Annotated in this window: 23 protein-coding genes; 14 read left to right on the top strand and 9 right to left on the bottom strand. The window is 41.8% G+C overall.

Annotation, left to right across the window (positions count from 1 at the left end):
• Window positions 1-186 precede the first annotated feature (186 nt).
• From EGC80_RS10095 to EGC80_RS10085, 3 genes are all read left to right on the top strand, one after another.
• Window positions 187-576, top strand: coding sequence for a DUF2721 domain-containing protein (locus tag EGC80_RS10095; protein ID WP_101034505.1), 390 nt, complete (start codon window positions 187-189; stop codon window positions 574-576).
• Window positions 573-1,199 (top strand): trimeric intracellular cation channel family protein, encoded by a 627-nt coding sequence (locus tag EGC80_RS10090; protein WP_124012257.1) that lies wholly within the window; start codon window positions 573-575, stop codon window positions 1,197-1,199. The genes EGC80_RS10095 and EGC80_RS10090 overlap by 4 nt, the downstream gene beginning before the upstream one ends.
• A 67-nt stretch (window positions 1,200-1,266) precedes the next feature.
• Window positions 1,267-1,677, top strand: a complete 411-nt coding sequence (locus EGC80_RS10085; protein WP_081430168.1) for a nuclear transport factor 2 family protein — start codon at window positions 1,267-1,269, stop codon at window positions 1,675-1,677.
• A 92-nt stretch (window positions 1,678-1,769) separates the two neighbouring features.
• Here EGC80_RS10085 and tyrS read toward each other — a convergent pair whose 3' ends face one another.
• Window positions 1,770-2,966, bottom strand: coding sequence for a tyrosine--tRNA ligase (tyrS, locus tag EGC80_RS10080; RefSeq protein ID WP_101034502.1), 1,197 nt, complete (start codon window positions 2,964-2,966; stop codon window positions 1,770-1,772).
• Between the two features lie 125 nt (window positions 2,967-3,091).
• Here tyrS and EGC80_RS10075 point away from each other — a divergent pair, with 125 nt between their 5' ends.
• From EGC80_RS10075 to EGC80_RS10060, 4 genes are all read left to right on the top strand, one after another.
• Window positions 3,092-4,612, top strand: coding sequence for a peptidoglycan DD-metalloendopeptidase family protein (locus EGC80_RS10075; protein WP_124012258.1), 1,521 nt, complete (start codon window positions 3,092-3,094; stop codon window positions 4,610-4,612).
• A 36-nt stretch (window positions 4,613-4,648) separates the two neighbouring features.
• Entirely contained in the window at window positions 4,649-5,761 is a 1,113-nt protein-coding gene (locus tag EGC80_RS10070) for an anhydro-N-acetylmuramic acid kinase (protein WP_124012259.1), read from the top strand.
• 114 nt (window positions 5,762-5,875) lie between these two features.
• Window positions 5,876-6,262 (top strand): DUF2750 domain-containing protein, encoded by a 387-nt coding sequence (locus EGC80_RS10065; RefSeq protein ID WP_101034499.1) that lies wholly within the window; start codon window positions 5,876-5,878, stop codon window positions 6,260-6,262.
• A 5-nt stretch (window positions 6,263-6,267) separates the two neighbouring features.
• Window positions 6,268-6,738 (top strand): hypothetical protein, encoded by a 471-nt coding sequence (locus EGC80_RS10060; RefSeq protein ID WP_124012260.1) that lies wholly within the window; start codon window positions 6,268-6,270, stop codon window positions 6,736-6,738.
• Between the two features lie 166 nt (window positions 6,739-6,904).
• Here EGC80_RS10060 and erpA read toward each other — a convergent pair whose 3' ends face one another.
• Both erpA and EGC80_RS10050 read right to left on the bottom strand, forming a co-directional pair.
• Entirely contained in the window at window positions 6,905-7,255 is a 351-nt protein-coding gene (erpA, locus tag EGC80_RS10055; protein ID WP_101034497.1) for an iron-sulfur cluster insertion protein ErpA, read from the bottom strand.
• Between the two features lie 20 nt (window positions 7,256-7,275).
• Window positions 7,276-8,049 (bottom strand): DUF6776 family protein, encoded by a 774-nt coding sequence (locus EGC80_RS10050; protein WP_124012261.1) that lies wholly within the window; start codon window positions 8,047-8,049, stop codon window positions 7,276-7,278.
• Window positions 8,050-8,362: 313 nt separating this feature from the next.
• Here EGC80_RS10050 and EGC80_RS10045 point away from each other — a divergent pair, with 313 nt between their 5' ends.
• The 4 genes from EGC80_RS10045 to nhaD all read left to right on the top strand — a co-directional run bounded on the left by EGC80_RS10045 (window position 8,363) and on the right by nhaD (window position 14,743).
• A complete protein-coding gene (locus EGC80_RS10045) occupies window positions 8,363-10,087 on the top strand; it encodes a chloride channel protein (protein ID WP_124012262.1) in 1,725 nt (574 codons plus the stop codon).
• Window positions 10,088-10,591: 504 nt separating this feature from the next.
• Window positions 10,592-11,611: an aspartate carbamoyltransferase gene (locus EGC80_RS10040; protein WP_124012263.1), complete on the top strand. Its 1,020-nt coding sequence runs from the start codon at window positions 10,592-10,594 to the stop codon at window positions 11,609-11,611.
• A 26-nt stretch (window positions 11,612-11,637) separates the two neighbouring features.
• Window positions 11,638-12,924, top strand: a complete 1,287-nt coding sequence (gene hemL / locus EGC80_RS10035; protein ID WP_101034493.1) for a glutamate-1-semialdehyde 2,1-aminomutase — start codon at window positions 11,638-11,640, stop codon at window positions 12,922-12,924.
• A gap of 571 nt (window positions 12,925-13,495) precedes the next feature.
• Window positions 13,496-14,743 carry a sodium:proton antiporter NhaD gene (nhaD, locus tag EGC80_RS10030; RefSeq protein ID WP_124012264.1) on the top strand — a complete coding sequence of 416 codons (1,248 nt, stop codon included), beginning with the start codon at window positions 13,496-13,498 and terminating at the stop codon, window positions 14,741-14,743.
• A 156-nt stretch (window positions 14,744-14,899) separates the two neighbouring features.
• Here nhaD and EGC80_RS10025 read toward each other — a convergent pair whose 3' ends face one another.
• Together EGC80_RS10025 and EGC80_RS10020 are read right to left on the bottom strand one after the other, a co-directional pair.
• Window positions 14,900-16,033, bottom strand: coding sequence for a general secretion pathway protein GspB (locus tag EGC80_RS10025; RefSeq protein ID WP_124012265.1), 1,134 nt, complete (start codon window positions 16,031-16,033; stop codon window positions 14,900-14,902).
• Entirely contained in the window at window positions 16,033-17,697 is a 1,665-nt protein-coding gene (locus EGC80_RS10020; protein ID WP_101034490.1) for an ExeA family protein, read from the bottom strand. The genes EGC80_RS10025 and EGC80_RS10020 overlap by 1 nt, the downstream gene beginning before the upstream one ends.
• A gap of 130 nt (window positions 17,698-17,827) precedes the next feature.
• On the opposite strand from EGC80_RS10020, the gene EGC80_RS10015 reads away from it, so the two are divergent.
• Together EGC80_RS10015 and EGC80_RS10010 are read left to right on the top strand one after the other, a co-directional pair.
• Window positions 17,828-19,057, top strand: coding sequence for a multifunctional CCA addition/repair protein (locus tag EGC80_RS10015; protein ID WP_101034489.1), 1,230 nt, complete (start codon window positions 17,828-17,830; stop codon window positions 19,055-19,057).
• A 281-nt stretch (window positions 19,058-19,338) separates the two neighbouring features.
• On the top strand, window positions 19,339-19,605 hold the full coding sequence (locus tag EGC80_RS10010) for an Lpp/OprI family alanine-zipper lipoprotein (protein ID WP_101034488.1): 267 nt from the start codon (window positions 19,339-19,341) through the stop codon (window positions 19,603-19,605).
• Window positions 19,606-20,232: 627 nt separating this feature from the next.
• On the opposite strand, the gene EGC80_RS10005 is transcribed toward EGC80_RS10010, so the two are convergent.
• From EGC80_RS10005 to folB, 4 genes are all read right to left on the bottom strand, one after another.
• Window positions 20,233-21,075 carry a class I SAM-dependent methyltransferase gene (locus EGC80_RS10005; RefSeq protein ID WP_124012266.1) on the bottom strand — a complete coding sequence of 281 codons (843 nt, stop codon included), beginning with the start codon at window positions 21,073-21,075 and terminating at the stop codon, window positions 20,233-20,235.
• A 105-nt stretch (window positions 21,076-21,180) separates the two neighbouring features.
• Entirely contained in the window at window positions 21,181-21,981 is an 801-nt protein-coding gene (locus EGC80_RS10000; RefSeq protein ID WP_101034485.1) for an undecaprenyl-diphosphate phosphatase, read from the bottom strand.
• 23 nt (window positions 21,982-22,004) lie between these two features.
• Entirely contained in the window at window positions 22,005-22,532 is a 528-nt protein-coding gene (gene folK, locus EGC80_RS09995; RefSeq protein WP_101034484.1) for a 2-amino-4-hydroxy-6-hydroxymethyldihydropteridine diphosphokinase, read from the bottom strand.
• A gap of 237 nt (window positions 22,533-22,769) precedes the next feature.
• The gene (gene folB, locus EGC80_RS09990) at window positions 22,770-23,123 is read right to left on the bottom strand and encodes a dihydroneopterin aldolase (protein ID WP_101034483.1); all 354 of its coding nucleotides are present in this window, start codon (window positions 23,121-23,123) and stop codon (window positions 22,770-22,772) included.
• Window positions 23,124-23,403: 280 nt separating this feature from the next.
• Between folB and plsY the strand changes: the two genes are divergently transcribed.
• Complete coding sequence (gene plsY / locus EGC80_RS09985; protein ID WP_372491467.1) at window positions 23,404-23,997, top strand: glycerol-3-phosphate 1-O-acyltransferase PlsY; 594 nt, start codon at window positions 23,404-23,406, stop codon at window positions 23,995-23,997.
• Window positions 23,998-24,040: the final 43 nt, after the last annotated feature.

Here is a 24,040-nt window from a genome sequence, read left to right as displayed (position 1 = left end):
CAGGCTATCATTTAGCGATAATGGATCTATGCCCGTTTGATATAGACCTGTTACGACCTAATGTCATAGTCAGTTGTTAACATGAGACAATCATGTCGACATGCGGCTTACATCTTGGTAACAAAAAACTTATCGTCACTCGATATTGATTCTTACCTGCTTGCAGACCTTTTTAGGAATGTCATTTTGTTCAACAATTTACATGTATCATTAACGACACCAGCTTTGCTGTTCCCGGCTATTTCATTGCTATTGCTGGCCTACACTAATCGATTTTTTTCATTGGCTGCATTGATCCGTCAATTAAGCAATGACAAAAAACCTGTGCAAGGTGATCAAATTAAAAACTTACGCCAACGCATTATTATCATCCGTAAAATGCAAGAAACCGGTGTCAGCAGCTTTGCGTTTTGCGTTTTATGTATGATTCTGATTTATATCGGCTTTAATCAAATAGGCTCAATAGTCTTTGGATTGAGTCTATTATTGTTACTGTATTCATTAATTTTATCGGTAATCGAGATCCGGATTTCAGTTGATGCACTCACTATTCACCTCGAAGAGTTAAGTAAATGAATCAGTGGATCTACTTTTTAGATTTATGTGGTACCTCTGTATTTGCAATTGCGGGCGTGTTAGCGGCGGGTAAATATCGTATGGATCCATTCGGCGTTATCGTATTAGCTTTTGTTACTGCAATTGGCGGTGGCAGTATGCGCGATGCATTAATAGGCGCTACACCAGTATTTTGGATACGCGATCCTAACTATATTATTGTCATTCTTGCGACGGTCATAATGTGCTTAATTTTAGTGCGTAAACCCCATAGAATACCTACATATGCTTTACCTATTGCAGATGCACTAGGCTTAGCCGTGTTTACCGTCATTGGTGCAGAAAAAGCCTTATCACTAGGATTATCAAGTATGGTTGCTGTGGTAATGGGCTCCATAACCGCTGTTGGGGGGGGGGTTATCCGTGATTTGTTATGTCGGCAAATTCCAATGGTATTGCGAATAGAAATTTACGCAACCGCTTCCATCGTTGGAGGGATCTGTTATACCTTAAGCATCATTGTCGGCATGGATAGCATGACATCGGTGTTGTTCGCTATGTTCAGCACGCTAATCATTCGTCTGAGTGCTATCCGCTGGCACTTATCTTTACCGGCTTTTGATTTGAAAACAAAGAGAATTTAATGTGCGAATAATCTTCATATTATGCTGTTTGCTATTGAGCTTTCCTAGCAAAGCCAATATTGGCGATATGCCACGAGAGCAACAACTCGCAATGCAATACATGGAAGCACTCACCGACCATGACTATACTGTCTTGCGTCGATTTTATTCTCGCGACACGGTATTTTACGACAAAACAGCCAATACCACTTATACCGGTGGGCGTCATATTATTGCGTTTTTACAACGCGCTCATGAAGGCGTATTAGAGTATCGTTTAAACGTAGAACACATGTTTAATACTGGCTCTCTTGTGGTGATCATCGGCAGTTACAGATTACGAGGTCCTGGCGATCAATATGGAAAACCCGGTAAAATTATCGATTTAGCCGTGCCAGGTGTGACCACACTTAAATTTGATAATAATACTGAACGCTTGATAGAACAAATGGACTTAATGGATTATCAAACCATGTCTGACCAACTTGAATCTCAGTAATGTCACCATTTAAATCAAACAGGGTCAGCCATGTATGAGACATAAAAAAACGGCTTAATTGATAAGCCGTTTTTTTATTTATTTCGTTAAGCTTATTTCAAGATAACTTTTGCAAATTTACGCTTACCGACCTGGAATACCGCTTCAAGACCTGCATTAAAACTGATGCGACTGTCTTCGATTTTTTCGCCGTCCATTTTTACCGCACCTTGCTTGATCATCCGCATACCATCAGATGTCGAGCCAACAAGGCCAGCATCTTTGAGTAAGTTAGCAATCGCTAAGCCTTCACCGGCTTCTAATACCACTTCTTCGATGTCATCTGGGATAGCGCCTTTTTGAAAACGGTCAATAAACGCTTGATGAGCGGCTTGCGCTTGTGCTTCGTCATGGAAACGAGCAATAATTTCTTTAGCTAACAATATCTTGATATCACGCGGGTTAGTGCCGTTTTCAACATCTAACTTAAATTGAGCTAATTCAGTTAAGGGACGGAATGACAACAGCTCAAGATAGCGCCACATTAAATCATCTGAAATTGACATAAGCTTGCCAAACATTTCGTTGGCAGGTTCGCTCACACCAATGTAATTGTGGGCCGACTTAGACATTTTTTTAACGCCATCTAAGCCTTCAAGCAAAGGCATCATGATCACGGTTTGCGGCTTTTGGCCTGCCACTTTTTGCAGTTCACGACCCATCAATAAATTGAATTTTTGGTCGGTACCGCCTAGCTCCACATCCGCGTTAAGTGCGACAGAGTCATAACCTTGTAATAAAGGATACATAAATTCATGAATCGCAATTGATTGACCTGATGCATAACGCTTTTTAAAGTCGTCACGTTCCATCATCCGGGCAACGGTTTGTTGAGAAGCCAAGCGGATCATACCTGCGGCACCCAACGGCTCTAACCAGCTAGAATTAAATTCGATACGAGTCTTAGCTGGGTCTAAAATTTTATAAACCTGTTCTTTATAAGTTTCTGCGTTAGCAAGCACTTGCTCACGAGTCAGTGGCGGACGGGTACTGTTTTTACCGCTAGGGTCACCGACCATACCAGTGAAATCACCAATCAAGAAAATCACTTCGTGACCTAACTCCTGAAAGGTACGCATTTTGTTCAAAATAACCGTGTGACCTAAGTGGATATCAGGCGCGGTAGGATCTGCACCTAATTTGATGCGTAATGGCCGCCCTTCTTTGAGTTTCTCAAGTAAATCCGCCTCAAGTAATATCTCATCGGTACCACGCTTGATCTCTGCCAATACTTGATCTAAATTCGCCATCTCTACCGCAACTCCCAGGGCCTGCACAAAAAATAAAGAGGTCTATGTTACTTGTTAGCCACAGCAAATGAAAGCGTGTACACTTAGCAGATCATAACAAGAAAGAAAAATTGGTATCTGAGTCAATGGCAAAGCTTCTTACTTTATTCACATTGTTGCCAAAAGCACATCAAGTTACATTGTCTTTATTGGTAATTTTAACGACATTTATTCTGATGTTTCCATCGGAAGATGCTCAGGCATCTAAGCAAAGCCGATCGGTGAGTCAATCGGATGACAACTCCGCCTTAGAAACGAATAAGCGTTATGCTGTTCAACTAGCCTTTAACGCGCCAACACCAGTCAATAATGACAGCAGTATTGATCAAGATGAGTCAGCTGATTTCATATCAAGTAATGACAGCGAAAATGTGATCACCGCTGAAACCCCAGACGATGAAGTTTTTGCTCAACATCTTGCTATGTTGCAAACCAGCACATCGGATATTGATGGCATGATCAATGATATCGATCAGCAAGTTGCTACTCAAAAAACCAAATTAAAACAGCAAGCGGCTAACGATGGCTATAGCGTTGAATACTATAAAGTGGTTAAAGGCGATACCTTAGGCGGCCTATTTAGCCGTGCAGGACTCAGCCCTAAAGATGTCTATGACATTACTCAATTGCCGCTAGCGAAAAAGAATCTACTCAGAATTATGCCCGGCGAAGAGATCGCTATTAGTAAAAATGCACAAGGTCAATTACAAGAATTAACTTATCGGATGGATCAAGTGTCGACGTTGGTGATCAGTCAACACAATGACCAATACAAAGAAACCGTTAACACTAAAGACGTTGTAAATCGCACCTCGTTTATTAGCGCCAAGATTAAAAGTAACTTTTGGAACGCCGCTGCCGATGCTGGCTTGTCGGGTAACCACATCATGGAGTTAGCCAATATTTTTGGTTGGGATGTCGATTTTGCACTCGATATCCGCAAAGGCGATCATTTTTCATTATTGTTTGATCAAGAATACGCCGATGGCCAATTTTTACGTAATGGCAATATTTTAGCCGCTGAGTTTATTAACCAAGGTGAACGTTATACTGCAGTTCGTTATACCGATGGTGAATACTACTCGGAGAATGGCAGTAGTATGCGCAAAGCATTTTTACGCTCGCCAGTGGACTTTAAATACGTCAGTTCTAACTTTAATCCACGCCGTTTACATCCTGTCACAGGGCAAGTTAGAGCCCATAGAGGCGTAGATTATGTGGCGGCCATTGGGACACCCATTAAATCTGCGGGTAAGGGGCGGGTTATTGAGTCGAGTTATAACCAGTATAATGGTAACTATGTGTTTATTAAGCACAACGAAACCTATACCACTAAGTATTTGCATTTAACCAAGCGCAAAGTTAACCGTGGTGAAACGGTTAAGCAAGGTCAAATAATCGGAACCTTGGGTAAAACAGGTCGAGTAACCGGCGCTCACTTACATTATGAGTTTATAGTCAATGGCGTACATCGCAATCCAAGGACGATTGACTTACCTAAATCGGTGCCGATTGATCGTAGAGAGAAAAACAAATTCACTGCACTCAGCAAACAATTGATGGCACAACTCAAATCAAATCAACAACAGCAATTAGCCAGTAATTAATGGTCTGTTTGATCGCTGCTACAAGAGAAAAACCACATGTCTAAGCCAGAATATTTTATCGGTCTAATGTCAGGCACAAGCATGGATAGTGTTGATGCCGTATTGGTCGATTTTTCGGCCAAGCAGCCAATCTTAATCGCCAGTCATGCTGAAGCCATTCCTAAACATTTATTAAAAGGCTTACAGCATTTATGCCAACCTGAAACCGACGAGATTAACCGCTTAGGTCGACTCGATCGCAGTGTCGGCCAACTGTTCGCTCAAGCGGTCAATAACTTGTTAGCCAAAACGACGGTCACTGCCGCTGAGGTTATCGCGATTGGTTCGCACGGACAAACAGTACGTCACATGCCCAATTTAGAAATTGGCTTTACTTTACAAATTGGCGATCCAAATACCATTGCCATTGAAACTAATATCGATGTTATTGCTGACTTTAGACGTAAAGATATCGCCCTTGGCGGCCAAGGAGCCCCCTTGGTGCCAGCATTTCATGAGCAAGTGTTTGCTCAGCCAGGTCATTCAAGAGTAATTTTAAACATTGGCGGCATTGCCAATGTGACCTATTTACCCGGCAATAAAGACCAAGTGTTAGGCTTCGATACTGGCCCAGGTAACACCTTAATAGATGCATTTATCCAACAAGCACTAGGGCAATCTTTCGATGAAGGCGGCGCTTGGGCTGATTCTGGCACCAGTCATCCAGACTTACTCAAACACTTATTATTACACCCTTATTTCGCATTAGCCTACCCTAAGAGCACTGGCAAAGAGCTGTTTAATCAAGCTTGGCTTGAGCAACAACTCGCCGACTACAGTCATTTAGATCAACAAGATATTCAATCAACCTTACTTGATTTAACTTGTCACAGTATTGCCAATGATATTAATAAGCTAGCACCAAAGGGTGAATTGTTTGTTTGTGGCGGTGGCGCGTTAAATAAAGCCTTAATGCAACGACTCGCCACTCTGGTACCGGGGTATAAAGTCGATACCACCAGCGCCTTAGGTGTTGATGCTAAATGGGTTGAAGGGATTGCCTTTGCGTGGTTAGCGATGCGTCATCACCATGATTTACCGGCCAATTTACCGGCCGTCACAGGTGCTTCACGCCCTGCGGTGTTAGGTGGTCGTTTTAAAGCCAGATAAAGACACCAATATGGGCGGTTTACTTTTGCAATTGTGGCCTCAATGTTATAATGCCCACAAATTTGCTCAATCGTTTGAAATTGAGTAAAGCCGTAACTTAAGATGAGAGTCAATATGAGCAACAAAAACAAAAGTATATCTGAACTAATGAATCTAACGCCAGAAGGTCGTTACGATTATATGGTTGAGCAAATTAAATCTGAAAAAGTCATCTGGACACTTCAAGATCAAGATGGTTGCGTGATGCTAACCACTGAAGATGAAGATTGCATCCCTATGTGGCCAACAGAAGAAACGGCCACGCTTTGGGCTGTAGATGAATGGAAAGACTGCGAACCATTAGCCATTCCACTAGACGAGTTTCAAGAACGTTGGGTTAGCGGCATGGAAGATGATGACTTATTTGTCGCGGTATTCCCGGTTCAAGAAGACTTAGGTGTCGTGGTACCTCCGTTTGAAGTGAACGAGCGTGTTTCACCAAAGATACAGCAAAAGCATTAATTGTAATGACAGATATCAGCTCTGGATCAACCCACGTTGATGAAGCCAAGATCCCTGTTAAGCCACATTTACCTAAACGGTTAATTGGCTTAATGATCATTTATACCCTCGCGGCCATCAGCGGATTAATGGCCGTAAATTCAATATCAGAGTTAAGTGCAATGTTATGCATTTTGACCTTGATGATGGTACTCGCAATTATCGGGCGCCAAAAAGCCGGCTTATACTTACTGCGGGTTTATTGTGTGCTGCAACTTTTGTTATACAGCGTACTGCCAATTATTATGTATGACCCTGATAATTTAGTTGCCGGTCCAACCACGTTTGATTTTGGTTTCTTTCAAACCGTAGTGGCCGATTGGGTGATCTACTCGGTACTGATTGCACTGGGGATAATACAAGTTTGGATTAGCTTTAATGCTAAAGTGAAGGCGTGGTTTAAACCGCGGATGAATCTTAATATTATGAGCAGCTAGTCATAGGTTAGCCAATTCATTATTATTGTTCAGAAATCAAAAAGCCGTCGAAAGACGGCTTTTTATTACAGGGTTACACTCAATTTTTAGTGACTATGTTTATTGTGGCTATGTTTATCGTCGCAATAATTTATCGTCGCAATAGTTATCGTCGCAATAAAATCTATTACACCGAGAAACTCGCCCCACAACCACATGTGGTGGTGGCATTAGGGTTTTTAACGAAAAAACGTGACCCTTCAAGACCTGATGTATAATCCACTTCACCACCAACAAGGTACTGAAGACTCATAGGATCAACAACCAATTGCACACCTTGTTTTTCAATGGTGAAATCACCTTCGTTGACTTTTTCATCGAATGTAAATCCATACTGAAAACCAGAGCAACCACCACCTGTGACATACACACGTAGCTTTAATTCAGGATTCTGTTCTTCTTCCAACAGCCCTTTTACTTTTATCGCCGCCGCATCGGTAAATTGGATCGGCATTGCTGCATCAACATGTTCAGTCATTACTACCTCTTACTTCGATTCTACTGAGAATTATCCTTTACCTGACTATTTTGTTCAAGTATTACCCGCAGTTCTTTTTCACCCATTAATAATTCCGGCACATTAAAGGTTTGCTCAATCTCACCACCTTTCACGCCACGGCTGGCGGAGACCTTAACTTTAACGGAAATCCTTTGCAAATTAAAACCTGCAGGTAGGACAAAATCAGTATCCATAATTTGAAAATAATTAAACTCGAAATCCAATTTATTATTCACCAACTTGCTTAGTGATAGCTCGACGGGGTGGTCATTTTGAACACCGAGCAACATCACGTTAGCTCGGGCCTTAACTTTCATTTTGCGTTTTTGCAACTGGGTTAGAATTAATCGTAATTGATATTGTTCTGGCAGCACCCCTTGGGACATTTCCACCCCATGAATCGCCACGCCTTCAACATCAGCATCCGTCACCATGACGCTGCGATAAAACGCTAATTCTTTTTCTAACGCTTTTTGCTCAGTTAATTGACGACTAAACATCTGTTGCATTTCTTTATTGGCATTTTCTGCAATACTTAATGCTAAATTCCGACTGGCAAGCGCTTGTGCTTGTGTGTCGAGTTCTTGCAATAATTTACGCTTACCGCTAACGCTATTGGGTGTTGCCTCTGGCGCAAAAGAAAGCCATAAATTAAAGCTTATCGCCCCCAGTAAAAAGCACACTAGCATTAAACTAATCAAGTATATGCTCGATGTCCGATTTTTACGTCCTAAAACTTGCAGTCTGTCCAACCAACGGTGATAATTTAACATTAAGTTACAACCTTCTAATAAAATACAGTATGCTTGCTAATGCTTCTTCGCCTTAGGCTTATTTCATCTATCAAGCAAAACTTTTGTGTCAATCATATATGTTTAATATGGCTCCACAGGTGATAGTGATCTTACTTTTATTGTCCAGCCCAGGATGCTGCAAGTGAAATTTCCGCCAACGTTTGTTGTCCTTTAGCACTGACTCAACGCTTATTGATGGAGAGTAATAGCATGACACAAGTACGCTTCCCAAAGATCAATAAACAATTGCAATATATAACCCTCAAAGATAAACAGACCCTAGAGTCAAACTGTGCAATTTAAGATAAATAAAGCCGCTATTATTCACGCCAAACGCGCTACGCGCAAATATCTGCATAACGAATTTAGAGATAAATTATCTCAGGCCAAAATTAGTGTGCAACTTTGTGCCCTCGCATTGCTGTTTGCCATCATAGCCTCATTGGTGATTATCTTATTCCGCCTAAGCTTAGTGTGGGCAGAACAATATCTGCATTCAGATGCCATAGACATTGGCACAACTTTTTATGATTGGCGTTCATACTTACCTATACTCGGCGCATTACTGATTTGGCTGTTGTCACTACTGGGGTCCAAACGTTATCAACGCATGGGAATTGCTTACGTATTGCACCGATTTAAACTGCACTACGGTAAAGTACCGCTTCAGTCTGCCCCAGGGCAGTTTTTTCAAGCATTAATGGCCTTGATGACCAATTTCTCTGTCGGAAAAGAAGGTCCGGCAATTCACTTAGGCGCTGTGAGCGCCAGTGTTCTAGCAGAGAAGTTTTCGCTGCCAGATAATAGCGTGCGCATTATGTGCGCCAGTGGAATCGCCGCCGGCATAGCGGCCATCTTCAATGCTCCACTTGCGGCAGTATTATTTGTATTTGAAGTCATTGTTCGAGAATACAAAATCCACTATTTCTTCCCCATCATGATCTCCGCTATTTGCGGCGCCGTCTCCAGTCAACTGGTGTTTGGTAATATTCACGAATACGACTTGATCAATGTGATCCATATTCCACTCGATCACTATCCCATTTTGTTAATTGGCGGCATAGTTTTGGGCTGTGCCGCTGCATTGTTTAATTTTTCACTCGTCAAAGTCACCGCGACTGGCCAGCACTGGCCATTACTTTATCGACTGCTTATAGCTGGAGCCATCACTACGGTGGTGGGATTAGTCATGCCACAAGCTTTAGGTTCTGGTGATTTAGCCATTACTGAAGCCATTAGTGAACATCCTAGCCTATTGTTTTTAATCGCACTGTTATTAGCAAAAATGCTGGCCACCGTCGCCGCCATTGGCTTTGGGGTTCCTGGCGGACTTATCGGTCCACTCTATGGTATTGGCGCATTAATCGGGGCGATATTAGCGTTAATCATTAGTTTACTGTTTCCATCAGTTGCGCCTTATATTGGTTTATATACTGTGATCGGCATGACAGCCATGATGGGAGTTTGCTTAAGTGCGCCATTGGCTGCGTTAGTTGCGCTACTTGAATTAACCAACGATGCCTCGATTATTTTACCGGCCATGTTTGTTACCATTCCGGCATATTTGGTGGCATACCAAGGTTTTAACACCAACTCGATGCTTTTAAAGCAACTCGATATTATGGAGCTTGGTTACAAGGTTGCACCACTGAATCAAGGACTGCAACAGAAAGGCGTTAGGGTGTTAATGAATAAACGCTTCGTCATTGTTAACGATGATGACGAACTGCTGCTTGAAGTACTCAAACGTGCAGCGGGTCGGCCTGTCCTGGTGCGTAATGCAAAGGGCGTCATCGAAATGCTCCGCCTTGAAATTCAATCAGCTGAAGACACAACCACACTGTCACGCCAACCAATGCTAGGATTGCCCGACAGCGCCACCTTAAATGAAGCCTATGAAGCATTGGCCCCTAAACGTACAGGTGAAGTGTATATCTACCGCAGTGATAATCAACACGTCGTTGGGGTGATCAGTTGGACAAATTTATTGCAAGAAATTCGTTCTGGGCAAATATAAACTCATACTCGATTAGCGTGTTTATCCTCTACTTGCTATATGCGATGCAATAAAGCAATGGAATAAAATGATAGAAATCAGTCTATTTCAAGTCAGGCATATTTGTTAACAAGGTACTTTAACGCTTCAATTGCGTGTCTATTACAGGCAATACCCAGTAGATAGCGGCACAAAGAGCGCTTGAATAAGCGTTTATTATCCCGAGCTAGGGTGAAGGTTAACTTAACATTTCATAGATCGTGAAGCTCATTCGCTGCGAAATCAATAACAAAGCCTATGAGTGAGCGGAGTTAACGCACAGGCTAAAGTCCTTACAATGTTCTTTATAGCAGCAAGTGAATCTCTAAGTTCAGCACGGTTATTATATTTATCTAGCGGTTATTTTCTGCTACAATTTTGCCTCAGCCACCCTACACAAAACTCTATAAAACCCTATATAATAATATGGTAAAATAGCATGCTGTTCTGGTGAATATTTTGCCCCAAACTTTGGAAATCAGGCTGATGACGCAGTTCGAAGGTTCACACATCCTTTCAGTAAACCAGTTAGATCTGGATTCAATTGACACTATTTTTAACGTCGCGAACAAAATGACCCCTTATGCTTTGCGTGAAAAACGCACCAAAGTATTAGACGGTGCTATTTTAGGCAATCTGTTTTTTGAACCCAGCACCCGGACCCGTGTTAGCTTCGGCTGTGCCTTCAACTTGCTTGGCGGACATGTCCGAGAAACGACTGGAATGGCATCATCGTCATTATCAAAAGGTGAGTCCTTGTATGACACGGCTAGAGTGCTATCAACTTACTCAGATGTGATTGCCATGCGTCACCCCGACGCATACTCAGTCAAAGAATTTGCCGAAGGCAGCCGCGTGCCAGTGATCAATGGTGGCGATGGTCCCAATGAACACCCAACTCAAGCATTACTCGATTTATTTACCATCAAAAAAGAGCTAAGCCAAACCGGTATGAGTATCGACGGGATGCATATCGCGATGGTGGGTGATTTGAAATATGGCCGCACAGTACATTCACTATCACGCTTACTTTGCATGCATAAAGACATTAAGTTCACATTGATCTCACCAAGTGAACTAGCAATGCCTGACTATGTGATCGCCGACATTGAAAATGCTGGCCATAAGATCACAATAACCGAACAACTTGAAGATAATTTGCACCAAGCAGATATTTTGTATCTGACTCGCATTCAAGAAGAGCGTTTTCCTTCACAGGAAGAAGCCAATAAGTACCGCGGTAAGTTCCGCTTAAATCACAATATTTATACGCAGCATTGCAAATCAAATACGGTGATTATGCATCCATTACCTCGTGACTCACGCGCACAAGCAAATGAACTCGACAATGATTTAAACAGCCATCCAAGTTTGGCTATTTTCAGACAAGCCGACAACGGCTTACTTATACGCATGGCACTTTTTGCATTAACACTTGGGGTTGAAAACCAACTCGACAAGTATGAGTGCCCAGTAAACTGGTATTCACGTAAAGCCGATAGATAATTGGCACACAATATTAAGGATTAGACATGACCCGTTCCGAAGTTTTATTTGAACAGGCTAAAAAAACCATTCCTGGTGGCGTTAACTCACCTGTACGAGCTTTTAATGGTGTGGGTGGTTCACCTTTGTTCATTGAAAAAGCTGATGGCGCTTATATTTTTGATGCCGATGGTAAAAAGTATATCGACTATGTCGGTTCATGGGGACCAATGATTTTAGGCCATAACCATCCTAAAATCCGCCAAGCGGTTTTAGCCGCTGTCGAAAATGGCCTATCATTTGGCGCGCCGACTGAACTTGAAGTCAAAATGGCTGAAAAAGTCATTTCTATGGTGCCATCAATAGAACAAGTTCGTATGGTCAGTTCTGGTACTGAAGCCACTATGAGTGCAATTCGTTTAGCACGTGGCTTTACTAACCGTGACAATATTTTAAAATTTGAAGGTTGCTACCACGGCCATGCTGACTGCTTATTAGTAAAAGCAGGTTCTGGAGCATTAACGTTAGGGCAACCAAGCTCTCCTGGTATTCCAGAAGATTTTGCTAAGCACACATTAACCGCTACCTATAACGACCTTGATTCTGTCCGCGCTATATTTGAACAGAATCCAGAAAGTATCGCTTGTATCATCCTTGAGCCTGTTGCCGGCAACATGAACTGCATTCCACCGGTTGAAGGATTTTTACAAGGCTTACGTGCTATTTGTGATGAATTCGGAGCGTTACTGGTTATTGATGAAGTAATGACCGGTTTTCGCGTGTCTATGAGTGGCGCACAGGGCCATTATGGCGTTACACCAGACTTGACCACACTAGGTAAAGTGATTGGCGGCGGCATGCCCGTAGGCGCTTTTGGTGGCCGTAAAGATGTCATGCAGTTTATTGCACCGACAGGCCCAGTTTATCAAGCAGGTACTTTGTCTGGTAACCCGATTGCGATGACAGCAGGTTTAGCCCAAATGGATGCCTTGTGTGAACCCGGTTTGTATGACGCGCTTGCAGACAAAACTAAACGTGTAGCAGAAGGTATTAAAGCCGCAGCAGATAAACACGGTATTCCATTAAACATCACTTATGTGGGCGGCATGTTTGGTTTATTCTTTACTGAAGACAAAGCGCCAATGACGTCGTTTGCTCAAGTAACAAAATGCAACATGGAACACTTCCGTCATTTCTATCATGCCATGCTAGATGAAGGTATTTACTTGGCGCCAAGTGCATATGAAGCGGGCTTTATGTCAATGGCTCACGGCGACGCTGAGATTGAGTATACTTTAGCCGCCGTTGATCGTATTTTTGCCGCAATGAAATAAGTCTATCTATCACCGCTAACAAGCCGTGATAAAAAAGGGATAAGCAGCTAAGCTGTTTATCCCTTTTTATTTGCTTCAACGTCCGCATTAATCTCTCACCTCTTAGTCATATGCTTGTGCTGTGTTAAATACACTCATAAATAAACAAACAAGCATAGTGTTCGTAATCTACCTCCCATAGTTAAAATGACCCATTAATGACGCCTTATTAGTGACTCATTAATAATTAAAGAGGGTCTTTGATTAACCAAATAAACAACTCGTTTATCGACAGATGACTTACCCTACATCCATCACAATAACCAAACGTTGGCTCATGCTCACTATCAGAACAATAGTAAATGGCCCAATTGGGCGTTAAAGCGCAAATATATCCATTTTTCAATGCGCTACTTTGGTCTATTACCCGCAAAATAAATGTGATCTAAGTTGCGAAATCGCTCGTTATGTGATGTGATCGGCCCGCCAAACAAAAGCTTAATTTAACCTTAAAATTAGGGACTGAATTAGGTTAGCAAAAATTCAGGGTAATGATGTTGATTACCTACAACACAAAGTTGGAATTGCAGTCATGCTACATACCTTTCTTATCTCACTTGCGGTGCTTGCGTTACTCAGTATCGTGTTCGAAGAAGTTACCCATATTAACAAAGCAAAAACCACCCTGTTCCTTGGCTGCATTGCTTGGATCACCTTGTTCATTGCCTCTGGGAGCCCAGAGAAAAGTAAACTCGTGGGTGAAAATCTCAATGAAAATTTATTAGAAATTGCCACATTATGGTTGTTTTTAATGTCAACAATGACCTTTGTTGCCTACCTTAATGCTAAAGGCATGATCCAAGTACTGGTACAGAAAATATTTCCGCAGCAAGTCTCAGTGAGAATGTTGATGATGCAGGTAGGATTATTTTCATTAGTATTATCGACTTTTTGTGACAACGTTACTGCCACATTGGTGTCATTGGGGTTACTGACAACCTTTAATTTAGACAAGCAAATGCGTCGCCGCATGGCGGTGTTAATTATTTTTGCTGTCAACTCCGGTGGGGTGGCATTAATCACGGGTGATGTGACGACCTTGATGATTTTCCTTGCGGGTAAAGTGCATATTTCTGAATTACTAATCTTGTTTATTCCCGCAAGTGTTAGCGTCATGATCCTAGCAATATTGTTTTCACTCAAAGCGGAAGGACATGTTAGCACCACTCCGATTGAGCAAAATTACAATACGGTTGATATTGTCATCGGGGTGATTTTCTTCACGACCATCGTCTTGACCATGGTACTTAACGTATTGTTTGGCATTCCCCCAGTATTAACCTTTTTATTCGGCTTATCAGTGATGTTCTTAGTCGGGCGCACCAATAAAAGCAACACGGAAGAAGTGCAAGTATTAGAGTATATTCGTCAGGTTGAATTCGACACCCTATTGTTCTTCTTAGGTATCTTGTTACTCGTCGGTATGCTTAAAGAGATTGGCACCCTTAATTTATTAACCGAAGTCTATGGTATGTATAACCCTAGTATTTCTAACTTTTTCACTGGTGTTGGTTCTGCACTATTAGACAATGTGCCATTAACGGCAGCATTATTAAAAGCAGATCCCGTGCTGACGACAGCACAATGGTTAGGATTAACCTATTCCGTCGGCGTCGGTGGTTCGCTATTAATCATCGGCTCAGCCTCAGGCATTATCGCCATGAGTAAAGTAGAAGAACTGACATTCGTAAGCTACTTAAAATATGTCCCAGCATTACTATTTTGCTACTGCATAGGTTATGGATTAACCTTATTTTTAGCCAATCATATTCACGGCTAACATTGCGGTTTAATGCAACCAATAACACCAAGGCGCGATAAGCGCCTTGGTGTTATTTATCTATTGAGATTAACGAATTAAAATAGAGGTGTTGATATACATATTTTGAGACAGCTATGTTGAAACCGATATGTTGAGACTGCTTAAAAGCAGCGTCTAAATTGCCGGCACTCTAAATTGTTCACCGCTAATTTCTAACACTATGTCCCTAGGCCGGATCTCAATAATCGTCAGTTTATTGCTAATCATGTCACCCTGCTGTAATTCAACCCCGTCAACATTTAACCAACGATTGTTGGGTTCTGATGAATACACATGAGCATTAATATTAAACTCAGGCACTTGTAATTGAATACTCGCAGGCAAATCGCCATATTTGGGAATTTGTTGATTTGAAGGCCGAGGAATAGGATCCAGTTCTTCCTGCGTCACTGGCTGATTAACCGACCGTTCGTATTCAACGTCTTTAAGGGCCGTCTTAAACGCGGCTAGCAAGTTATTACTTTGATCAACTTTCGGTGCGCTGACTGAGGCAAAGTCGACTTCATTTGCCGCGGCATTAATTTGTAGCCGTAACGCTTCTATTTCAGCTTGGCTTTTTCGGTTCGCATGGCTCTGATTTGATGCAAAATCTGTATTTGAGCGCTCATATCGTCTATCAGGCATTTGTTGGGCTGATACAGTTTGAATGTCACGATTACTCACTTGCTGCTGATTCACATTGGTACGGTCAACCGCTTGATTGCTTGAACCCGTGTCGTTATATGCTAAGGAGTTTGGCGCTAAAGCGTTTGGAGCTAAGAAGTTTGGATCAGTATTGACACCCATAGCCGTTTGGTTGACGCGTGGAGTATAAGGTTGTGCGATAGGCAAAGCCACTTTGCCGGCCAAACGAACCTGATCATTGCCTTGAACAATATGGTTTTGATCTGCACTAACCTGATCAATACGAGCCTGAGCATCACCGCTCTGATCTCTCGACGGTTGAACAATGTTGCCATTGCCAGGCATCACCAAATCCGTGGGGCTCCCTTGCGGGTCAACATTAGGGTTAATGACGGGTAATGTCGCTAGTTGTATAGATGATGGCCCAGGTTGCAATAACAGACTCACGCTCCACGCCCCACCAATCCCCAACGAAATAGCTAATGTCAGCACTGTCATTTTTTTTGTGGTCGCCGACACCTTAGGCTGTGAAGGATAATGGGCCCTCGGCGTTGAAACAACATCAACAATATTAGTTTGTTGTTGCTGTTTATTGCGGGTAATCGCATCCAATAAAATCGACATTAACTGCGCTCCACGGAAGCACTCAAACGCGGGCCTTGCTGGCTTAAATACAAGTTTAACTGCACCAAAGTTTGATTCCCGGCAATCCCGTCGGGTTTAAGACCATGTTGACGTTGAAAATGCATCAACTGCTGCTCAAGCTCAGTATCAAATTGAGTTAACAATCGTGCCGGACGTTTATTGACTCGTGCTAAGCTATTTTCTAACCATTGTACTTGCGCCATGCTCGAAGACTGGCTGATGTCTCGTGGAATAACGGCATCAGGTTGCCATAAAATTTCAAACGTGCCACTAAAGTGGCGATCGAACCAATCTTTGCTCACCCAAAACTGTTGCTCACCAAGCTGCAATAAAATTTGATCCACTTGACGTTCAACCATTACGCCATAAAACACATTGGTTTGTGCATCTTGCAAATACACGACAGCAGGATAATTAAGGCGCATGATACTGTGCCAATTCCCCTGCTGTTGATAACAAGCTAAGTCCTGCTGCTGCGCCGCCTGACAAGCAGATAAGCCAATAATAGGTTGCTTATTCCACAAGCCAAATAAACCAGCAAAGGCATTTTCGATACTGGTACTTTGCGCCATAGCTTGGCGCATTAGTTGTTGCTGCGCATTGATTGCTGAAGGTTGTTGTACTGTGACTTGATTTACCGCTGCAGGAGTAAGACTCGCAGTGACTGATGATTGCGTTTTTGTTTGAACTTGCGTTTGCGTTTGCGCAGCATCAGCGGTATTAGGCATAAAACGACTATCAATCGCCGAGCGATTGAACAAATATAATGACAATCCAAACGCTAATACTAGTGCCACCGCCACCACAAAAGGCCAACGCTTGTTGTTGGGTGTATCGATTTGGCCCAAGACTTCTACCGCCGCTTGATTGACCATTTTATGATCGATTGGCACCTTAGCTTGACCATAGCCAGCCATTAATGCCCGTTCGCTCAACAAATTGATCAACCTTGGTATGCCGCCGGTATGCTTGTGCAGTACTTTTATCGCTTTTTGGGTAAAAAGAGGTTCCTGTCGACCAGCCACTTTTAAACGATGCAACACATACAGTGCCACTTCGTCATGATCCAAGGGTAATAAATGGTATCGCGCCGTAATACGCTGGGCTAATTGACGCAAATCTTGACGCTTTAATAATTGCTGCAGTTCTGGTTGGCCAATTAAAATAACTTGCAGCAACTTTTTGGTATTGGTTTCTAAGTTAGTCAGCAAGCGCAGCTGCTCTAATACTTCAGAACGCAAATGTTGGGCTTCATCAATAATTAATACCGTATTTCGACCGTTTTTATGATTCTCCAATAAGTACTTGCTGAGTAAGTCAGTCAGTTGTTTTAAGGTCGGGTGGTCGCCATATTGAATTGCGAGTTCATCACATAGCGTAGCTAAAAGCTCGAGCTCTGTTAACGAAGGATTAAGAATAAAAGCGGTGTCGGTATTTTCAGGTAATTGCTGCAACAAACAACGTGAAACGGTTGTTTTCCCTGTACCGACTTCCCCCGTCAACAACACAAACCCACCGGTTTCTCCTAGCCCATAAGTTAAGTGTGCTAAGGCCTCGCGATGACGATCGCTTAAGAACATATAATGAGGGTTAGGCGCGATAGAGAATGGATTATCGTTTAATCCATAAAAGGCTTTATACATTCGACCAAAAATCCTTATTTGAAACTGACGACTAACGTTAATGCTTGTACAACAGCTTGTCAAAAGTTAGCTGTAAAAATCTAACTCTGATAAGATTTAAGCTACTTATTATTACACGTTGTGGTACGCCATGAAGATTTATTTAGTAGGCGGGGCAGTGCGCGATACTTTTCTTAAACAAACGGTTGTCGACAAGGATTATGTGGTTGTTGGCAGCAGTATTGAAGAAATGTTGGCACAAGGCTATCAGCAAGTCGGTAAAGACTTTCCGGTTTTTTTGCATCCTAAAACTCAACAAGAATATGCATTAGCAAGAACGGAACGAAAAACAGGTAACGGCTATCAAGGTTTTAGCTGTGATGCGAATAAAGGTGTCACCCTCGCCGAAGATTTACTGCGCCGCGATCTCACCATCAATGCCATTGCACAAGATAGTGATGGTAACGTATATGACCCCTACAATGGCATTGATGATATTAACGCCAAAGTACTTCGCCATGTTTCAGATGCATTTATCGAAGACCCATTACGTGTATTACGCGTGGCCCGTTTCGCGGCTCGATTTCATCATTTAGGGTTTACTATTGCTAACGAAACCTTACAACTGATGACAAAAATTGCCCACAGCGATGAACTCAATCACCTCACGCCGGAGCGGGTATGGCAGGAATGTGACAAGGCATTAGCGAGTCAAAGTCCGCAGGTCTTTTTCGACGTGTTAAAGCAATGCCAAGCATTGGCGGTATTATTTCCAGAAGTCGATGCGTTGTTTGGGGTACCGCAACCAGAAAAGTGGCACCCTGAAATAGATACGGGTATCCATACCCTTATGGTTCTCGAGCAAACTAGCCTGTTAAGTGACAATAAAGCCGTACGTTTTGCCGCATTGGTACATGATTTAGGCAAAGCATTAACGCCAAAACAAGATTGGCCGAAACATTATGGTCACGGCCAAAAAGGCTTAAGCGTCATTAAAAAGCTTTGTGAACGAATACGGGTACCCAATGAATATCGCGATCTAGCACTATTAGTCAGTGATCAGCACCAAAATGTTCATAATGCATTTGAACTAAGAGCTGAAACCATCATAAAAATATTCGATAAAGGTGATTTTTGGCGTAAACCTCAACGCTTAACAGAGCTATTATTATGTTGTCATGGCGACATGAGAGGACGCAGCGGATCCGAACAAGTACACTATCCACAAGCTGAATATTTACAACATTGCTATCAGTTAGCAAACAACGTTGATGTGCAGTCGATTATTACCGCGGGCTACCAAGGTTCACAAATTAAAAACCAACTACAGCTAAAACGAATAGAAACGATTAATACATATAAAATACAATACCTTAAGTAATTAGCATTTCATTAGTGATCGCCTGTTTAGCGTTTTATGAATAAAAGCGGATAAATGCATTTTTTAGCGAGGAATAAGCAATAAATCACTAAAATTTATATAAAATCAGTAAATAATAATGCTTTTTGCCCAGTAGACTTGCAATTTTCATTTATTTCGCTATTTTAAATGAACAATATTTTATTTGGCTATAGCAAATAAAAAAATCTGTGACATAATTACGCCGTTGCAAAGGCACATGCCGTTGCACTATTTAACAACCTATATTAAGGGATTTACCCATGAATAAGAAAGTACTGATGATTGCTGGTGTTGCGATGACTGCTTTATTAGGTGGTTGTGCTAACACTACTGCTTTAGAAGAAAGTGTAGCAAATCTAGGTAACAAAGTTGATCAACTATCAGCAGAAGTTGGTTCTTTAAAGTCTGAGCAAAGCATGCTATCTGCCGATGTTAAAGGCGCTAAAGCTGCTTCTATGGACGCACAAGCCGAAGCTAAACGTGCTAATGACCGTTTAGACAACATGGCTTCTTCTTACAAAAAGTAAGAATTGCTATTATAAATTAGCTTATTTAATAGGTTGATTATTAGGGCTTGATTGTTGATACCACTACTTGCAGTAGTCATTCAACATCAAGCCTTAATTATTTGTGCTCCACTTAGAAAAGCAATAGTAAGTGGTATCAAGCACTAGTAATAATTAGTAAGCGGTATCAAGCGGTATCAAGCGGTATCAAGCGGTATCAAGCGGTATCAAGCGGTATCAAGCGGTATCAAGCGGTATCAAGCGGTATCAAGCGGTATCAAGCGAAAAATCTAAATACCTACAGCTTCTCCACACCAGCTTTTTCACTATTTAATCTATACATTGTTCAACCATTTAATCTTTTTAAACAATCTCACCGATATCATCTGGATTGACCATTAACACAGCGTTCAATCCTAGCATTAGCTCTTATAGCATCTAGCAGCGAAGCGCTCTAGCCCCTAGGCTTGTAAACGCTCTCACCGCTCGTTATCGCTTGTCATCGCACAATACCCGCAACCCTTCTTAGCTCTTATAGCATCTAGCAGCGAAGCGCCCTAGTCCCTAGGCTTGTAAACGCTCTCATCGCTCTCATCGCTTGTCATCGCTTTCCATCAGCTTTCACGCTTGTTCTCTATTTTGCCATTTTTATAAGCGTTTTTTGAGCGTTATAATCTGCCAATCAAACTCTAAATCCGAAATGGCAGTCGATTTAATTTGATGCTTTAGCTGATCATTCGCGCGCCAACCAAATACTGACATGTCGAGTAATGTTATTGCTTGCTCACCGGTCACCGACTGCGTAAATGTCACTTGTTGTTGCGCATCAATTTCAACATCATTGGGTAAATTAAGCTGCAGTGTTTTTTCCACTAAATCAGGATACACTTGCTGCTTGATTTGCCATAAATGGCGAATGCCTGGCTGCAATAACACAATACGACCATCATCTTTTAAAATACGAATGCACTCTTTACCCTTCAAGGGTGAATCAAGTACCGTCACAATATCGATAGATTGTGATTCAAAAGGTAATTTCTTTAGTGCCAACAATAATAAGTTAGCCGGGGTTTCAGCTTTAGCGGCTGCAAAGATAGCATTTTCAGCATCGGTAATACCCCAGTGCTCACATAATACATTTGCTTGAGCTAACTCAGGCACAAGCTGGCGCAAATAATAACCATCAGCACATTGGTAATCGATATGCTGTAGCTGAGTTTCGCCACGTGCTGCACACAAGTCTAATAACACAGTTTGAAGTTGTTTAATTAGCGGTGCAAACAAACCTGACTCCAATAAAAAATGTCGCCCACGCATTTGCTGGCGAGACTCCACTTTTGGCTTAGTTTTGGCCTTAGTGTTGCTCAGCAGTGGCCAGTAGCCCTTAGGGTTTTTATCAAAATGATGTTTGTTCTCACAATAAAATCCCGATGAAGCTTGATGTTGCTTTAGTGAAGCCGAACACTCTGGACATAATAAAGATAAAGTCATAATTACACTGATAGTTAATTGAAAGAGAGTAAAACAAAACGGGTAGAAATACCTAGTATGGTAAGACTACCCGCGATGCAAAAAAACGTCGCTTAAGTGTTTATCTTAAATATAGAGCAATCCAAGCAACACTGCACCAAGAGCAAGACGATATAACACAAACGGTGTCATACCTATTTTGCTAATAAACTTTAAAAAGAAATGGATACATAAGTACGCAGCAAAAAATGATACGACAATCCCTAAACCAAGTGCTTGATAATCAATCGGGTCTGGACTACTGACTAAGTCTTTAGTCACCAATAACGCTGCCCCAAAGCTCACGGGTACAGACATGAGAAATGAAAATCGAGCAGCCGCTTCACGCGTCAAGCCTAACATCAGTGCTGCCGTCATCGTGGCACCAGAACGTGAAGTACCTGGAATTAATGCCATTGCTTGAGCAATACCAATTAATAGCGCCTTTTTCCAACCCATTTGAAATTCACTTAACTGGGCTTTTGACATTCTATCGGCTAGCCACAACAGTAAGCCAAAGAAAATGGTGGTTATCGCGATAACCAAGGTATTTCTAAAATGCGTTTCAATAAATTCTTTTGCGGTAAATCCCACAATCACAGCGGGGATAGTAGCCAAAATTATCCACCACGCCAGTTTACTTTCTTGAGTTTGTTGCTTGCTGGCTAAGCTGGTAAACCATGCCTTAGCCAGTGCGATAATCTCGTAACGGAAATAAATAATCACCGCAAATAAAGAGCCTGTATTGACCGCTACATCAAATGATAAACCTTGATCTGCCCAACCTAAAATTTGTGATGGTAAAATTAAATGTGCCGAGCTAGAAATCGGCAAAAACTCTGTAAGCCCTTGAATTAATGCCAGCAGAATAACTTGAAACGTTTCCATATTTGTCCTTGTTAGAGATTAACTTATCGAGTAATTATTAACGGATTAGTCGCTAATAATTCTGCTGGGAACTCAAATGCGATAGGCCATAATTGCTGACACTGTTTATCGTAATGCTGCCAAAGTATTTGATAGGTTTGTAACGTCACCGGATGACATAAGTTAGGAACTAACTCTGCCAAAGGCCATAATACAAACGCATTAAACAAAATTTCGCCTCGGGGTAATTCAACGGGGATTTCACAAATAACATCGTCATACAGCAACAAGTCAATATCAAGACTTCTTGGGCTAAATTTTTTCTCGCCTCTAATACGGCCGTTATCTTGTTCAATTTGTTTAAATGTTGCCACAACCTCTGTAATCGATAACTCGGTATCGGCGGCCGCCACCATATTTAAAAAATTAGTGCCTTTAAATCCTACCGATTCACTCTCAAAAACGCGCGATAACTGTAACGGGCCAAAATGTTTCTGTAAATCAACCAAACCGGCTCTAAGATGTTGCGCAGGCGAAATATTCGTGCCTAAGCTAATGTAAATACGTGCCATTGACTGACCTAATGCTAAACAATAAAAAGAAAATAAGACTTAAATAACCTGATCTCGGGATAAGAGATGAAAATATAATGATAAAGATAAATCTTAGTCATTATATCTATCAAACTTGCCATTTGTTTTACTAACAAGGCGAATTAACGCGTCAATAGTGAGTCTATTGCAAGTTGATTCAACACCGTTAGGAAGGCAAAGGGCTGTTTGAGAGTCGTTTGTTATCCCGAGTTCAGGTTAAATACTGCCGCGTTCAATCTCAACACCGACAGAAACGGCATGGGGTATTGCCCCAGGTTTCATCACCACGACTTTAACCCACGGCACATTAAATTCATCTTGCAAGCAATGGGCGATCATTTCGGCAACCGTTTCAATCAGATCAATCGGATTTTCAGTAATTAACGTCGTTAAACGATTTGATACCGTTTCATAACACAATGCATGTTGGTAATTATCACTGGCAGCCGCAAGACGATTATCCCACGCCATATCTAAATCGATGAGTAATGTTTGATGAAGTTTTTTTTCCCACTCATAGATACCAATAATGGTCTCTATCGCTAACTGACGGATGAGTACTTTATCCATATAAATTCCTACCTTAATCGACGCAAAAAAACCACAAGATCACTCTAAACAAACTTTATTACCGATTATATGCTTAATAATCCACATTTAAGCTTTTTCCTAATGAGTTAACGCAGTAGGATAGGCGCTATTATGCAATTAACATCAATCAAATCTTTAATGTTAACGCAAAGGCGGCTTTAGTGGTTACTGAAAATCACTTGTCTTGCAAATGAATGCGCGATGATACCCTAAGAAGAGTAAGGAAACCAATTTGAACGCCGTTACCGTCACCATTTTGATGATCATTGCCGCCTACCTAGCGGGTTCGATCTCAAGTGCCGTACTGGTTTGTAAAATAAGAGGTTTACCCGATCCAAGAACCAGCGGTTCTGGCAATCCCGGTGCCACTAATGTGCTACGCATTGGTGGAGTAAGTTCTGCTGCTATGGTACTTTTTTTCGATATGCTCAAAGGCGCTCTGCCTTCTTTTCTGGGCTACAAAATGGGACTTGATGCCGTATCATTAGGTTTTATTGCTGTCAGCGCCTGCTTAGGGCATATATTGCCGATATTTTTTGGTTTCAAAGGGGGTAAAGGTGTTGCGACAGCCTTTGGTGCGATGGCGCCCATTGGTGGTGATTTAGCAATATGCCTAATCCTGACTTGGATTGTATTTTTGCTTTTAACACGTTATTCATCTGTTGCAGCAATGGCAACCGCCACCTTAGCGCCCTTGTATACTTGGTGGTTAGACGAACGCTTTATTCTTCCGGTCGCCATGTTGTCAACCCTGATTTTAATCCGCCACAAAGACAATATTGGCCGTTTACGTCATGGTGAAGAAAGCAAAGTCTCACGAAAAAAAGCGATAAAAAAACCCAATACCAACTAGTATTAGGTTTTCTATGGATTTGAAGATCAGAACAATCATTTAA

Origin of the sequence: Shewanella psychromarinicola (assembly GCF_003855155.1) — a bacterium.
In the GTDB taxonomy this organism is placed as follows: Bacteria; Pseudomonadota; Gammaproteobacteria; order Enterobacterales; family Shewanellaceae; genus Shewanella; species Shewanella psychromarinicola.
The sequence above is the reverse complement of the archived record's forward strand: the minus strand, read 5'-3'. Positions and strand labels throughout refer to the sequence as shown.